This window comes from Microbulbifer sp. MKSA007, assembly GCA_032615215.1.
Taxonomy (GTDB): Bacteria; Pseudomonadota; Gammaproteobacteria; order Pseudomonadales; family Cellvibrionaceae; genus Microbulbifer.
The window spans coordinates 4898806-4913443 of record CP128433.1 but is presented as its reverse complement, the minus strand read 5'-3'; the positions used below and the strand labels follow the sequence as shown (position 1 = coordinate 4913443).

The 14638-nt window shown below is 50.5% G+C and carries 13 protein-coding genes; 2 read left to right on the top strand and 11 right to left on the bottom strand.

The genetic code is table 11. The annotated features are described in order from the left end of the window. Nucleotides 1–246 precede the first annotated feature (246 nt). The 7 genes from QT397_24755 to QT397_24725 all read right to left on the bottom strand — a co-directional run bounded on the left by QT397_24755 (nt 247) and on the right by QT397_24725 (nt 6279). Nucleotides 247–480, bottom strand: coding sequence for a hypothetical protein (locus QT397_24755; GenBank protein ID WNZ56013.1), 234 nt, complete (start codon nt 478–480; stop codon nt 247–249). 106 nt (nt 481–586) lie between these two features. Then, nucleotides 587–916: a hypothetical protein gene (locus tag QT397_24750; protein WNZ56012.1), complete on the bottom strand. Its 330-nt coding sequence runs from the start codon at nt 914–916 to the stop codon at nt 587–589. Nucleotides 917–934: 18 nt separating this feature from the next. Further along, on the bottom strand, nt 935–1780 hold the full coding sequence (locus tag QT397_24745; GenBank protein WNZ56011.1) for an IS3 family transposase: 846 nt from the start codon (nt 1778–1780) through the stop codon (nt 935–937). An 8-nt stretch (nt 1781–1788) separates the two neighbouring features. Beyond that, complete coding sequence (locus QT397_24740) at nt 1789–2097, bottom strand: transposase (protein WNZ56010.1); 309 nt, start codon at nt 2095–2097, stop codon at nt 1789–1791. Between the two features lie 175 nt (nt 2098–2272). Continuing rightward, nucleotides 2273–2728, bottom strand: coding sequence for a hypothetical protein (locus QT397_24735; GenBank protein WNZ56009.1), 456 nt, complete (start codon nt 2726–2728; stop codon nt 2273–2275). Between the two features lie 683 nt (nt 2729–3411). Further along, entirely contained in the window at nt 3412–5664 is a 2253-nt protein-coding gene (ptsP, locus tag QT397_24730; GenBank protein ID WNZ56008.1) for a phosphoenolpyruvate--protein phosphotransferase, read from the bottom strand. A 108-nt stretch (nt 5665–5772) separates the two neighbouring features. Beyond that, nucleotides 5773–6279, bottom strand: a complete 507-nt coding sequence (locus QT397_24725) for an RNA pyrophosphohydrolase (GenBank protein ID WNZ58596.1) — start codon at nt 6277–6279, stop codon at nt 5773–5775. A 323-nt stretch (nt 6280–6602) separates the two neighbouring features. Here QT397_24725 and QT397_24720 point away from each other — a divergent pair, with 323 nt between their 5' ends. Together QT397_24720 and QT397_24715 are read left to right on the top strand one after the other, a co-directional pair. Continuing rightward, complete coding sequence (locus QT397_24720; GenBank protein WNZ56007.1) at nt 6603–7286, top strand: HAD family hydrolase; 684 nt, start codon at nt 6603–6605, stop codon at nt 7284–7286. 42 nt (nt 7287–7328) lie between these two features. Continuing rightward, a complete protein-coding gene (locus tag QT397_24715) occupies nt 7329–8513 on the top strand; it encodes an imelysin family protein (GenBank protein WNZ56006.1) in 1185 nt (394 codons plus the stop codon). Nucleotides 8514–8581: 68 nt separating this feature from the next. On the opposite strand, the gene QT397_24710 is transcribed toward QT397_24715, so the two are convergent. From QT397_24710 to QT397_24695, 4 genes are all read right to left on the bottom strand, one after another. Then, nucleotides 8582–9115: a DUF882 domain-containing protein gene (locus QT397_24710; GenBank protein ID WNZ56005.1), complete on the bottom strand. Its 534-nt coding sequence runs from the start codon at nt 9113–9115 to the stop codon at nt 8582–8584. Between the two features lie 861 nt (nt 9116–9976). Next, nucleotides 9977–11155: a L,D-transpeptidase family protein gene (locus QT397_24705; protein ID WNZ56004.1), complete on the bottom strand. Its 1179-nt coding sequence runs from the start codon at nt 11153–11155 to the stop codon at nt 9977–9979. A 56-nt stretch (nt 11156–11211) separates the two neighbouring features. After that, on the bottom strand, nt 11212–12435 hold the full coding sequence (locus QT397_24700) for a L,D-transpeptidase family protein (protein ID WNZ56003.1): 1224 nt from the start codon (nt 12433–12435) through the stop codon (nt 11212–11214). A gap of 187 nt (nt 12436–12622) precedes the next feature. Then, nucleotides 12623–14575, bottom strand: coding sequence for a L,D-transpeptidase family protein (locus tag QT397_24695; protein ID WNZ56002.1), 1953 nt, complete (start codon nt 14573–14575; stop codon nt 12623–12625). Nucleotides 14576–14638: the final 63 nt, after the last annotated feature.

The window sequence follows — 14638 nt, the reverse complement described above, 5'->3', positions numbered from 1 at the left end:
AACTGGCCGGCAGAAACAGTACAACAGTGTCACTCCCACCTTTTGAGTTAAAGAAACCCAGAATAAATAGCCCAAAATTCAGATAACCTAAGACCTTTACTACATGTAAAAATAACTCTTTATTAGTACTCATTGAATATCTATGTTTTGACTCTTAACGCCGTTGGCATGGGCCGGAAAACCGCGTAGCGGTTTGGAGGTCCAGCCGAAGGCGAGCATGCCTAACCTTGTTAAGTTTATGATACCTCACGACGCCCACTCTAATTGATTAGGGAGTTCGCCAGACTTAAAACTTTTACGAACCTTAGTAGCTGCACGCATGTAGTATTGTTCATTGCTACCTTTTGTGTGTGAGGTTTCACCATTTGATTTGTCGATTGATAACTCACCTACATCATTAGGATAAGCAGAGTCATAGAAAGAGTAGGTTGCCTCTGTCTCTGATTCTTCAATCTTATTGATTAATATATAAAATGCCATATTTCCCTAGTGAACTTAACGCCGGCCACACAGGCGAGCGTTTTTCGCGAGTCCAGCCAAATGCGTTTTTTTGCATTTGGCGATTGTGCTGGCCCTTGTTATGTTTTTAGCGAACATAAGTTGCCACTTCACTGAGCCACCAGTTTAATTTATCTTCGAGTCGCCAAAGCTCAGGTATTTCAAATACCGTTTGAAACACATGATTCCCGGTTTCGATATCGAGCGCCTCTACTACCAAGCTCCCACTTTCCCATAGTGTTGCTCTAGCCAACAATCCATTTCCAGCTATTTCGATGTAGCGTGCTTTAACAGAATCGCCTAGTTCATCGGTGATTGAGACATCATATCCCTCAGCATCAAATATTTTGGATTTGGATGATTTCCAGTTTTCTAAGTACGCTAGTAACTCATTCATGCTGAAATTGGTCTTGCCCACAAAAAGTAGACACTCTAACTATGCGTATTTTCGCTCATACTCTGCTGGACTTACATAGCCCAATGCAGAGTGCCTACGAACCCTATTGTAGAAAATCTCAATGTATTCAAACACCTCAGATTTTGCTTGCTCTTCGCTTTCGAATGTTCCGGCATAGACCAGCTCGACTTTTAGCCTGCTAAAGAATGATTCCATTGCCGCATTATCCCAACAGTTAGCCTGGCGACTCATACTCGGCTTGCACTTGCTTTCGGACAAGAGATCCTGGTATTTCTGCGATCGATATTGCACACCCCTGTCAGAGTGAACTAGCAGTCCAGGCTTTATTGGTCGTCGCTCTAGGGCCATTTTCAATGCTCGACGTGTCAATTCATCGGTCATCTGCGAGTCGAATGCCCAACCTACAATACGTCGAGAGTACAGATCCATAACTACCGCGAGGTATAGCCACCTATCCAGAACCCAGATATACGTAATGTCACTTGTCCAGCGGCAATTGGGTCGATCCACATCAAAGCAACGCTTAAGTAAGTTGGCGGAGACGTTAATGCTCCCCTCTACGGGCTGACTATATCGAAAGCCTTTGCCGTTTCTCGCTTTAATATGCTCCTGTTGCATAAGCTTAGCGACGTAGTTTCGCGAGCATGGCTCACCTAACTCTTGAAGCTCGCAAGCAATTCTAGGCGCGCCATAACGACCTTTAAACTCAACAAACGTCTCTCGGATTTTCTCGATTGTTCGTATCTTTCTAATCGTGCGAGCAGATGGCAGTCGCCCCCGCCATCGATAATAACCCGATCTTGAGACTTCTAAACACCGACACATCAAGCTAACCGGGAATAACTCTACATGCTCTTGTATCAATGCGTACTTTACTCTTGGTGGTTCACAAAGTACGCAGCTGCCTTTTTTAGAAACTCAACCTCCTGACGAGCTTCATGGAGCTCCTTCTTGAGCTTGCGAACTTCAGCGTTTTCCTGTTTGGAATAGTCGACACCGTCTAAACTATTGAACTGCTTATCAGACAGTCGATTAAATTGACGACGCCAGTTGTAGATCTGCTGTGCACTGACACCTAGCTCTCGTGCTACAGAAGCCGTTGTTGCTCCAGGCTTTTCCGCTCTCTTAACTGCTTCTCTACGGAACTCCTCCGTATACGCCTGAGTTCTTTTCTTACCCATGATACACCTCCGTGTTAGGCCTAAACCTAACTATACAGGGTGTCTACTAAACGTGGGTAAGTCTTAAATATAACGCCAAGCTAAACGGCACAAATGGCTGTGGTAGAGTGAAACGAACCACGGCCATTTGTGTCCGGCGGAGCCCCGCAGGGGCGGAGCAAATTTAAGCGCCTTGTTATAAATTTTCACTTTCCAGCCTCAACTTAACAAGCTCTTTATCCTCAAAACTAAAATATGAATCTAGTATTTTACATTCTCCAGTAGATTCACACTCAAGCAGCGTGAATACTTTCCGTTGATCCTGTTGGGTACAGTTGGAGTCGTATGAATATTTATTCTTTTTTACACAGCCATATTTTGGGTTCAGTTTAAACTTCCATAACTTAGAGTTAGACAGCTTGATAACTATATCGGCATCATCGCTCAAGGCCTCGTACTCATATTTTTCCGAAGGTAAACCCAGACTCTCGACTATTATTTGACCATCGTTAACAATTAGGTAATTTTTGTTCCACGGCATTTTCCCTAAAAAAGCGTACGAAGGCTGCCAAACTCCATTGGGCACTTTAGCGGACCCGGCCCAAGAAACTGCTGCAAAAAAGGGTACTAGTATAGTCAGTAATATTTTCATCTTTCGCCTTGGTATTTATAACATTTATATAGTAATCATTCTGACCACTTTTATCATGATTACTATTTCGGAATCAATTTTCCCGATATAACGGAAATTTTAAATAAAAATCATAGGGTTAGATGTATTTGGTGCTAAAGTGCAAACTACAAAAATAATCACTTTGACTACTATCCCGGTTTTTAACTCAACTTATAACTGACTGATTTGTATAGTATTTTTATACATTCTATGTAAAGCTCAAAAATAACGGTCAAAATGATCATAATTACCTGAGCTGGCACTCACTAACTTGTCAGAATTATCGGGAATTTAGAAGTGTGATGAGGCCAAGGCTTCAGGATTGAGTGTTGTGAAGGATTAGATATTTTTTTAGTTTGAGTGTACTAATTGAGTATCACGCGTATTTAGTAGTTATTTGTTTTTTCTTTGGGTGGGGGATATTCTGCTATGCCATTGACACGCTTAAAAATAAAGTGAGCTTGCCATTTCTGAAAAGTAGCTTAAGGATTAGGAAACATTGAGAAGTTATTTAGAAGGTCAGAATAATGTTGAGCGATATAGCTCTTCATTAATCGCTTGGGCAAATATCTTGCTGTTGCGAGGGGCTAACGGTTTGGTTGTTAGATATTGAACTCAGGCTTTATAAAATTGGGTAAATTTAGATTTAAATACCTCATCATTTACGGCTGCAAAGACACCTTCAGCCCTGCCTCATTAAGAAACCCTTTCACGGTACTTTCAATTTGCTCGGGGCTATTCATCTGCAAAACCTGTTGCAGGAGTTGCTCAATATCAGCTCGGCTAACGGCACGCAGCGTAGCTTTTATTCGCGGTAAGTTAGTTGCGTTCATCGATAGCATATCGTAGCCCATGGCTACTAATAACAATGCACCGCTAGGTTCTCCTGCTAGTTCTCCGCAAATCCCTACTTCGGTACCAACGGCATGGGCCGCTGTTACGATTTCCTGCAAAGCGCGCAGGACTGCCGGGTGCAGGGCGTGGTAAATATTGGCTACGCGGCTGTTATTGCGATCCACCGCCAGGAGATATTGAGTGAGGTCATTACTACCCACCGATATAAAATCTGCATGTACGGCGAGTTCCCGCACTTGGTAGACGGCGGAGGGTACCTCTACCATTACCCCGAGTGGGGGCATAACAATTTCGTAACCTTCTTCAAGCAGCTCCCGGTAGGCTCTTTCCACCAGTTTGCGCGCGGCTTCGAGCTCGTTCAGGCCGCTGATCATGGGGAGCATAATTCGCAGGTTATTTAGCCCCAGGCTGGCTTTCATCATGGCGCGCACTTGCGCCAGGAATATTTCCGGGTGGTCGAGAGTTACGCGAATACCGCGCCATCCCAGAAAGGGATTGGTTTCCTCGATAGGGAAATAGGCCAGTGCTTTATCGCCGCCGATATCCAAGGTGCGCATGGTGACGGGCAGGGGGGCAAAGGCTTCCAGTTGCTCCCGGTAAATTTCCCGCTGCTCTTCCTCGGAGGGGAAACGGTCTCGCAATAGAAAAGGTACTTCGGTACGGAAAAGTCCTACTCCTTCAGCGCCGCGCTCCAGGGAGCGAACAACATCGGCCATCAGCCCGGTATTTACCATCAGGCGAATGCGATGGCCATCGGAGGTGATTGCCGGGAGTTGAGCCAGGTGGTCCAGGTTGCGGGCCAGTTGCTGCTCTTCTGCAACAATATCGTCGTACCGGCGCTTGAGTTCTGCGCCGGGGTGAATATGCAAATCGCCCCGGTAGCCATCCACCACCATATCGACACCGTCGATGGTTTCGTAGGGCAGGTCCTGAACTCCCATTACAGCGGGCAGTCCCATGGCTCGGGCAATAATAGCCACATGGCTGTTGGAGGAGCCTTTAACGGATACGGCTCCGATCAGCTTTTCCCTGGGTACTTCTGCCAATACCGCTGCGGTTAGCTCTTCGCCGATCAGGATGGTGTTATCGGGGAAGTCCCGGTCGCTCTGCTGCTGTTGCCGCAGGTGCATCAGCACTCGGGCGCCCAGGTCGCGAACATCGGCGGCCCTATCGCGAAAGTAGGAGTCGGACATGGCTTCAAAGCGCCGCACATGTTCCAACATAACTTCGGCCCAGGCCCGCTGGGCACTGAGCTGCTGTTGGATGCGATCGCATACCTCGACAGCGAGGGAGCTGTCATCCAACATGCTGATGTAGGCATCGAATAGCGCCCGTTCCTCGGGGCTGAGGTCGCTCTTCAGGCGCTCACCGACTTCGCGAATTTCCTCTTGGGCGGCAGTCAGGGCCTGTTGAAACAGGGCCAGTTCAGTGTCCACATCCTCGCATTCGGAGTAGGGCACTGTGCCGAGATTCGCATGCGGGGTGACAATATGTACCCGCCCGATAGCCACACCGGGGGACGCGGCAATGCCAGAGAAGTGAGTTTCCCGTTGTTGCTTGCCAATACAGGCCAGAAGACCGGTAGCCTCGGCGTGGGCGATAACGCCGGCGAGCTGCGCCGAGAGTGTAACCAGGAAAGCTTCTTCCCATTCGTCGAATCGGCGTTTCTCCTCTTGCTGCACAACCAGGACACCCAGTACGGCGCGGTGGTGAATAATCGGTGTGCCGAGAAAGGCGCTGAAGCGCTCTTCTCCAGTAGAGGGGAAATATTGGAAGGCGGGGTGGGCTTCGGCTCTTTCCAGGTTAATCGGTTCTTCACGGGTAACTACATTGCCCACCAGTCCCTCGCCGGGGGCCAGGTGGACCTGGCCAACCGCTTTGGGGTTGAGGCCATCGGTGGCCATCAGGACATAGTTGCCGTGTTGCTTGTCGCGCAGATATACGGAGCAGACGCGGGTGTGCATGATTTCCCGCACGCGATGCACAATGATTTCCAGCACCGCGGTGAGGTTCCGGGCGGCATTTACTTCCTGAACGATACTGCGCAGAGATCCGAGCAATGGCCTGTCCTCGCCAATCAACGGAGAAATTCGATGGCCCCGGAAAGTAGAATTTCGATGCTGATCGGGGCCATTTTGTGAAGATACGCTGCTAACTACCCTGTGCGGTCAGCTGTCCTGTCCGCGCAGCCAGCGTCTCTCCAGCTGTATTTGTTGTGGGGCCAGCTCGGTCAGTGCACGCCGGTATACTTCACGCTTAAAGGTCACCACTTTACTCAGTGGGTGCCAGTAGCTTACCCAGCGCCAGTGGTCGAATTCGGGTTTGTAACCATTGTCGAAGCTGATAGAGGCCTCTTCTGCCTCGAGCCTCAGCAGGTACCACTTTTGCTTTTGCCCGATGCACAGTGGTTCGGAGCGACGTCGAATCAGCCTTTGAGGCAGGCGATAGCGCAGCCAGCCTCGGGTACAGGCAATCATACTGACTTGATCGCGAGTAAGGCCTACTTCCTCGTACAGTTCCCTATATAGCGCCTGTTCAGGGGTTTCGCCCGGATTAATACCACCCTGGGGAAATTGCCAGGCGTCCTTGCCACCTACCCGCCGCGCCCACAGTGCCTGACCGCGGGCGTTGAGCACGATAATACCGACATTGGGGCGGAACCCCTCGGCATCGATATTGCTGCTGCTCTCGCCACTCGTGCCCCGGTTCTTGTTACCGGCCGGGGCTTTATCATTGCGATTCGAATGCTTGGCGGGCTTACGGCGGTTCTTTCGTCCGGCCTGTGCCGGCTTGCCGTCGCCCAAAATACCATCCTCAATACTGTTGTGTGCGGCCGTGCGCTGCACTTACTTGTTCTGCATTGTTCCACAGCGGGGGGTTTACAGCAATTCAGTGACGCAGTCCGTGTGCTGTCGTGCGGCGCAAGGTAAAATTAGCGGCCGCGCAGGGGACGTTTCCGGCTTCCTGGCGGTCAAATGCTTATGGGGAACCTATAGTTATGGGAGAGTCGACGGTGCACTTGGCAATCTTTGATCTGGATAACACGCTGATAGGTGGTGATAGCGATCATGCCTGGGGCGAATTTCTGGTGGAGCGTGAACATGTCGACGGGACCCGTTACCGCTCGGCTAACGATCGCTTTTATCAAGATTACCAGCGCGGTGAATTGGATATTTTTGCCTACCTGGAATTTGCCTTGGAGCCCCTGGCTCAGCTTTCCCGTGGTCAATTGGATAACTTGCAAAGCGAGTTTATGCAGGAAGTTATCAGTGAATTGTGGCTGCCTCGGGCCCAGGAGCTGATCGGCGAGCACCGCCGCAAAGGCCACCACATCATGATTATCACTGCGACCAATCGCTTTGTGGTTGAGCCTATTGCCTCGCGCCTCGGTGTCGATACCCTGCTGGCCACTGAGCCAGAGGAGGATGAGGGGCGGTTCACCGGAAAGGTCGTTGGTGAACCCTGTTACCAGGGGGGAAAAGTTGTCCGGTTGCGCCAATGGCTGGCCCACAACCCGGAATACGCCAACAGTGAAAAGTGGTTCTACAGTGACTCCATCAATGATCTGCCCTTACTGGGCGAAGTTGAGCACCCAATTGCGGTGGACCCGGATGATCGTCTGCGCGCAGAAGCTAAGGCTCGCGGCTGGCCGGTGATCAGTTTGCGGGAAGAGAGTGAGTAGGTGCTTGCCAGTATTTGTGAAATGCACAAGATGGGGAATTGAGTGAACGGATCTATTATCCAGTACCGGGCCCTGGCTGTTTTAATCGGGGCCCTGGCCGGACTTTCTGCCTGTGAGCAAAAAGCGGTAGAAAAACCGCAGCAGGTATCGCAACAAAGTATTGCGCCGCAACCTGTGAATGAAAAGGCTGCGACCGAGTTATCCCTGGCAATTTGGCAGGCGGGTGAGGCCCAGGTTATCCACGCCCATGCCGCTGTTGAAACGTTGCAGCGTGAAGTGGATGGTCTCCTGGCTCAGCCGAATGAAAACAAGTTGGAAAATGCCAGGCTCGCCTGGCTGGATGCCCACAGGGAATTTGCTGCTGCACTGCCTTATATCCAGTTGGCTTTTTCTTCGGGAGAGTTGCGCAGCCAGGGTAGAAAATTACTGTTATCAGTAGATAGTTGGCCGGCTCAGGCGGGCTACCTGGATACAGTGCCGGGTTATTCTGAGAGCGGTATCGTTAACGATACGGCCATTGATCTGACCTTAACGAATCTCCGCAAGCAGCACCGCCTGACGGCCCATGAAGAGGCCAGCACCGGTTTTCACGCCCTGGAAATTATGCTCTGGGGGCCCACCAGCGAGCGGGTTGCGGAGCAGTTTTTGGCTAAGTCCGATGGGGAAAAACCCGAGGCCCTGGCCGTCAATCGGCGCCGTGAACTAACCCGCTTGATCGTTAAAGGTGTGGAAGAGGATATGGCAGGCTTGGCCCGCCGTTGGCCGACGGCAGCCAACAGCCTGTCGCGACCCTATTTATCCCTTGGACCGGTTGCCCGATTGCAGCAAATCCGTGCATCGCACACCCGGGTGATTGATGAGCAGCTGTTGCGCAGGTTGCCGGAGAGTTCCGAGAGCGATGTGGAAAGTAGCCGTGCTGCCGATTCAAAGCAGGCGATATTGGCAATTATGGCAACTCTCCAGTCAAACTGGATTCCCACTGGTGGGGGCGGCTTAGCGGAGCTGTTGCTGGATCGACATCAGGTGACGGCTTTAGAGCAGGCTTTTGTGGATTTCGAGAGCTTGTTGTTGCAAATGGAAGACCCGATTGAGCTGGCGGAGCTGACCCAATTGGCCCAGGCACGCAAACTTCTGGAACGTATCGCCGGGTTGATGGCAGGTACTACCCAAGTGCCAGTATCCGATCAGGATGTGATGCCGGTTAGCTTACCGGTTGATGGTGAATAAATCTTGCTCTCACAGGCATAACAAAAAACCCGGCGACTGCCGGGTTTTTTGTATCTGTTGGGTGGGGATTACCAGCGACGTACAGGGCCAGTATCCACGTGTACGAAGTTACTCTTCGGGTAGTATCCGACACCGCCCGCTTTCAGGTTGAGTGCTGCCTGGCGCAACTTCGACAGGGACACTCCCGGCATACGGATATCCAAGGCCATACCACGTGTGTGGTAACTGCGTTTCGCTACGCCTCGGCCAGCTGCGCGCAGTTTGGCATTGGTTTTAGGTGAACGGTACCCAGAGATAATCTCAATGGTGCCGTTGTAATTGAACTTCTCCTTCAGCTTGTAGACGATATCTAGAAGCTTGGGGTCCATTCGGGTCACTTCGTTGGCGCGGTGGTCACGAAGCAATTTGTTGAACTGCTTCAGGCCTCCGCTGCTGTAATCTCCGTTAGTCCAGTAGGCGGCCTCCAGCTTCTCCCCGGTGTGCAGGTTGCGCATTTTCAGGGTGCGGGAGCTACCTACTTTTGCGAAAGTCGGTCCGGCGCTGACGGCCGCCGCAGTTGCGCAGGTCACTGCCAGGAATCGACGTCTGGATGGATTCTTCATAATTCCGCCTCGTCGTTAAATCTCTCGTCGGTTTGCCTTAGTTGGCGCAACCGGGTACGGCGGAAAATGTACAAAAAATAACCAGTTGTTACAAACCTGAAGCTGCTAATTCGGAAATAATTAGATGGCCCCCGTGGTATATTTTTTCTTTTCTGCTACCTGAAACCGGAATTTTTATTGCTGATCAGTCGATAGTGCTGAATAGGGTGGAGACAGCGTTGTCATTGCACGCTAATCGCTAAAAAATTATTTTTCTGCGACTTATAAGTTTTATCGGGCGGTTTCGTCAGTGTACTTGGGAGCTATCCGATCACCTCTTCGGTCATGAGCTCGATAGCCTTCTTTATTAGTGGCTGGTTTACCCATTTATATACAGAGGACAACCTAGATATATAGAAGATAAGAATTTGTATGTACATGTATATACATGCAGATTGGGCTCTGCCAGCGTAGTATTTCTCCGGACATACAGCTGTTTAGGTTATCCGGCATCCAGGACCGCCCTATATATGGGGGGCGTATTGATCTCGACTTCTTGGAGCCCGCCAGTAGTAGCGGGCGATAAAAAGAAACCTGGAAAAATTAGATCCGGCCAGTATTGCTACCACGGTTGTGAATATGGCAAAACTCTAATTTTGTGATAACAAGGATGTAGTTTCCAAACCAAAGCCAGGGTTTAAATAGAAGTGTGAGTAGTGCTTTGAAAAATTAAATCAAACTTGCTTAGGTGGTTATTTTGACCGGTGTCTTTCAAATTCTATTGTTTGGAGAACTTTAGCGTTATAGCGCGCTGCCAGCGAAAATGAGAACAGGCAAAATCCTTTAGCGATACTTAATATTTTTCACTTGCCGATAGGCTCCCTAATTTGGATAAGGCTGTTCTTTGTCACGATGATAAATATCAGAGCGGAATTGGGGGCGCCCATCCCTATCTATCCAGGCGGTCATATAAACGATGTAAATACGGGGTGATCCCTTCACCTTTACATTCAGAGCATCGTGCCCATTGGCTGCCTGCGCTACCCGGGTTCTGTCCCACCCCTGGTCACGAAGAAGAAAATAAGCTAATTCTTCTGGTGCTTGTAGCCTTACGCATCCGTGACTTAATGCCCGCTGGCGAAGTTTAAACAGGCTTTGAGCCTGGGTGTCATGGAGAAAAATAGCCTGCTTATTGGGGATAACAAATTTCACTTTTCCCAGGGTATTCTCAGGGCCACTCAATTGCCTCAAAGTAGCGTGCCCACCGGCTGCCTTGGCAATAGTCTCCTCTGTAATAGGGGATGATTTACCGCTGCGATATTGCACTACTCGATAACCCCGCTTGTGCATGGCTGTTGGGTTGTGTCGTGCCTTGGGCAAAAGCTCGGTGACAAGAATACTTCGGGGGACAGTCCAGGTTGGGCTGAAAACAATATTGGTTATCCGCGTGCGTAAATTTGGTGTGCGCGTACTGCTTTTTCCCACGACGGTTTTCATATTGAGAGCGACCGAACCATCTTCAATAAGCTGCAATCGATAGTCGGGCACGTTGACGATTACGTAGCGATCATCCTCTGGGAGCTTTAGCTGCTCCCATCGGGATGCATTTAATTCCATTTGCTTAGCGCGTTCCATTGGCGATATAGCCAAGGCTGCAAGTGTGTCTTCATCGGCGATACCGGTAACGTTCAATCCGTGGCGTTCCTGAAAGCGCTCCACTGCAGCTTGGAGCGCACTGTCAAATCTTCGGGGGTCTTTTTGCGGAGCGGAAAGCGGCCCGGGCTGACCGTGATAATCCTTATACATTGCCAGTAAATTACGTAGTTGTAGGACACGAGGGCCTTTGTCTCCGGGCTGTAAAGTTTTTCCCTGGGTAATCGGTCGCCAGTTTTTCGCTAACAGTCGGTAGGCCTGAGCGGTATCGCGTAATTGCTGGGTCGAACTGATTGGCTCAATAATGATATCGGTCCGCCCAGTGAATGAAGCATTCAAAGGGCTGGCCGAGGCAATTACGAGGCTTATCAGTGCGGCGATGCCGAGCTGGAATGGGCCATTTGCCATACTGATAACTCAGTAGTCCCTGTAGCTCTCAATCCGCTTCACTCTGTTACCTCCTATTACTGATCCCGGTTATAGATATCCGGCCGAAACTGAAGCTGCCCATTTTCATCGATCCAGGCAGTCCAGTAAGCGATATAAACCGGTAGGGGATTTTTAAGGGCAACACCATGGGTGCGACCACTTCCCAGCGCGCGATTGATACGGGCATCACTCCACTTGTTTTGCTGGGCTAACATCATGCGAGCAAACTGCAATGGTTTTTCCAGGCGAATACAACCGTGGCTAAAGGCTCTTTGGGATTTTTTGAATAAATGCTTGCTATTTGTGTCGTGGAGAAAAATGGCCTGCCGATTGGGGATAACAAATTTCACTCTTCCCAAAGCATTTCCCGGCCCGCCTTTTTGTTGCAGTGAAACTTGTCCTCGACGCACTGCAGCCACATTTCCACGAGTAAAAGGCACCGATCTGCCCCGATGATTCATTAGGCGATAACCCTTAGCTCTCAGTGCGGAGCTGCCCTTGGGTAAAAGTTCACGCAGCGCAATACTGGGCGGGACACGCCATACAGGATTAAATTCCAGTCGCGTCATACGGGTAGCGATTTGCGGTGTTTTGTGTTTTGGTTTTCCCACAACCACACGCATACGGAACTGCTCTTTATCGCCTTCAATTAGGCGCAAATTAAATTCCGGGACATTCACGATGATATAGCGAGGCCCTAAATCCTTGGGAAGTTGTTTCCAGCGTTCAATATTCGCTGCCAGAATTTTGGCAACTTTATCTGGCGGGGTATTGAGTCGACTTCGGGTTCCCTCATCAACCAGTGCCGTTTGCTTTAATCCGTGACGTTTCTGAAACCGTTTAACGGCTTGCTGCAGTTTTTTGTCGTAGACATCTGCTTTAGAAGTATTTGCTCCATACTCTTCGGGATGGTGATCACCATAGAGCATTAACAGGCTTCTCAATTGCTCAACCCGGGGACTGCGACTGCCCGGTGCGATAGGTTGTCCAGCACTGAGCGGTTTCCAGTAATTACCTTGTGCCAGGGTTTGGTAGCGTGCTAACGCTTCGCTGAGTAGGGAAAATTGCCTGCCCTGAGGTAAAAAAGGATCGCGACTGCCGATCAGGTCAGGCTCGACGATATCTTGAGCTTCGGCGATTATTTGTGGTGAGTGGATACCCAGCGATATTGCTATGGCAATCGCAGCGGCACTCGCCCTGAGGGAGGTTAGTTGGTTGCGTGGCAAAAAAGCGCAAAGTGAATTGTTGGCAGCACCCATAAGTCACCCCTGCAAGCACTGAGAAATCAGTGAGATTTATCACTGTGCTCACATTGATAACTTGTGACTGATAGTCTTTAAATAATTTTCAGGAATGGTGCTGCTTAAGAAAGGCTAATTAATGGAATAACACGCTCAATAATTCCTTGGTTATAACCGGGGCGACGAATAGCCGCCCCGGTTTCTTTTAAAATTGATTATCGGTCAGTCCATCTTTGCCATAAATATCCGGGCGGAAGTTCAGGTTGCCCTGACCATCGACCCAGGCAGTCCAGTAGGTGATGTAAACCTTCACCAGTTGGGACATATCCACTTCCGTGGTTTCCTCTCCAGTGGTCAATTGATCGATACGCCACTGATCCCAATCTCCTTGGGGACGAAGCAGTGCTTCGGCCAAATGGCGGGGTTTTTCCAGGCGGATACAGCCATGGCTATAGCCCCGAGTGGTCAGGGAAAAAAGTTTGCGCGCGCGCGTATCGTGGAGGTACACGTCGTGAATATTGGGGATTTCAAATTTGACACGTCCCAATATATTTTCCTCACCGCCCATTTGGCGCATAAGGTAGGAACCCGCACCTGCAGCAGATAGATTTTGCGGAGTCAGGGGCAGTTTTTCACCTCTGCCGCTAATCACCCGGTATCCCATTTTTTCCATACCCGCAGGGTTTTTACGAGCTTTGGGGAGGATCTCATTCACCAGGATACTGCGCGGTACTGTCCAAGTGGGGTTAAAGACTACCTTGCTGACACGGGTGGTTATTTCAGGCGTTGCGTGTTTTTTCTTACCGACGACGACATTCATCGCCAGTTTGACCTGGTCGTTTTCCACGTACTTGAGACGGTACGCAGGAATATTGACCTGGATAAAGCGGCTACCCAATTGTTCCGGCAACTCTTCGCGGCGCTTGATATTCATTTCCACAATGCGGGCGCGCGCAGCTGGGGATAAGTTCAGGCGTTTGCGAGTTGAGCGACCGACAATACCATCTGCTCTCAGGCCGTGACGTTTCTGGAAGCGCACCACCGCTTGGTGAAGGCCCCGATCGAAGCGATTGCGATCAGTGCCACCGTAGCTGTAGTAAGACTGGTAATCACCGTATAGGGAGAGCAGGTTGCGCAGGAGGCCCACATGTGGGTGGCGTGCACCCATGGTCATGGCGGGACCCGCCGGGATTGGACGCCAGCGACCGCTGGAAGAAATCTTGCGCAGTCGTTGCAGCTCACCGCGCAGCGCTCTTACATCGTTGCCATAGGGCCGGTTTTCCTCGTAGTAAGGCCCCTCACTATTTTCAGATCTCACCGGTGGGGCGGCAGTATTTGACCGCCCCTGATTGTAATAAACGCGACTGCCAGAACCCGAACCACTATTGTTGTCCCGATAGGAACGGTATCGACTGCGTTCATAGGTGCGAGTGCTACCGGAATAATTGCGTCCTGAGTAATTGCCGGAAGTATCCGCATTGTATTCCCGCGAGTAATAGCGGCTGCGAACATTGCTGCCTAGATTGGCCGCGCGATCATATCCGCGGAAGTACTTGCGCCCGCTGGGTTCACTGGAAGCCTGCTGTTGAGCGGTGCTGGTCGCAACCAGGCGGAAACCTTCGCTATCCCGCAGAACCGGTGTGACACCCCGACGCGGGCGGGTTTTGGGCTTGAGCCTGTCCAGCTGGGTATCTTGCGCGTAGGACACAAAGGCATCGGTTAGTAAGATATCCAATACGGCTGCCATCTGCAGACGTTGAGGTGTATCGCGCAAGGTGCGATCGAAGTACCCCAGGTGGTAGCGGTAGTCGACCATGCTGCTCGGATTGCCGGAGCTGGCAGCTGTGAGTTGTTTCAGCAGGTCATTGGCACTATCACTTAGGCTGTAGTTATCGAACCAAAGCAAGCGGTAATCCGTGCGCTGGTAGATCTTGCGCACAGCGGCGGGGTTAAAAATGGGGTCCTGGGCTGGCCAGGCATCGGGGTTTTCCTCCAGCCAGTGCACTAAATGAGGGCGAACAGCGTTCTCCGGTAAAACGGGTACGGTCTTCTGGTTTGCTGCGAAAGCATAATAAAGAATGAAGACACAGAGGCTACCCAGTGTCAGCAGTGGAAGTACAGATTTGCGTCTACGATGCTCGGGGTTGAAATACGACATGGTACCTCAGCGATTCTGCGGGGGCCCGGTGCGATATTTTGGAAAATGCCGGGCGCCAGATCG

What these genes read in the sequence shown, in the direction of transcription:
- QT397_24720 (WNZ56007.1), top strand. Translation starts at nt 6,603, where the DNA reads ATGGGAGAGTCGACGGTGCACTTGGCAATCTTTGATCTGGATAACACG.
- QT397_24735 (WNZ56009.1), bottom strand. Translation starts at nt 2,728, where the DNA reads ATGAAAATATTACTGACTATACTAGTACCCTTTTTTGCAGCAGTTTCT.
- QT397_24755 (WNZ56013.1), bottom strand. Translation starts at nt 480, where the DNA reads ATGGCATTTTATATATTAATCAATAAGATTGAAGAATCAGAGACAGAG.
- QT397_24705 (WNZ56004.1), bottom strand. Translation starts at nt 11,155, where the DNA reads ATGGCAAATGGCCCATTCCAGCTCGGCATCGCCGCACTGATAAGCCTC.
- QT397_24710 (WNZ56005.1), bottom strand. Translation starts at nt 9,115, where the DNA reads ATGAAGAATCCATCCAGACGTCGATTCCTGGCAGTGACCTGCGCAACT.
- QT397_24695 (WNZ56002.1), bottom strand. Translation starts at nt 14,575, where the DNA reads ATGTCGTATTTCAACCCCGAGCATCGTAGACGCAAATCTGTACTTCCA.
- QT397_24740 (WNZ56010.1), bottom strand. Translation starts at nt 2,097, where the DNA reads ATGGGTAAGAAAAGAACTCAGGCGTATACGGAGGAGTTCCGTAGAGAA.
- QT397_24700 (WNZ56003.1), bottom strand. Translation starts at nt 12,435, where the DNA reads ATGGGTGCTGCCAACAATTCACTTTGCGCTTTTTTGCCACGCAACCAA.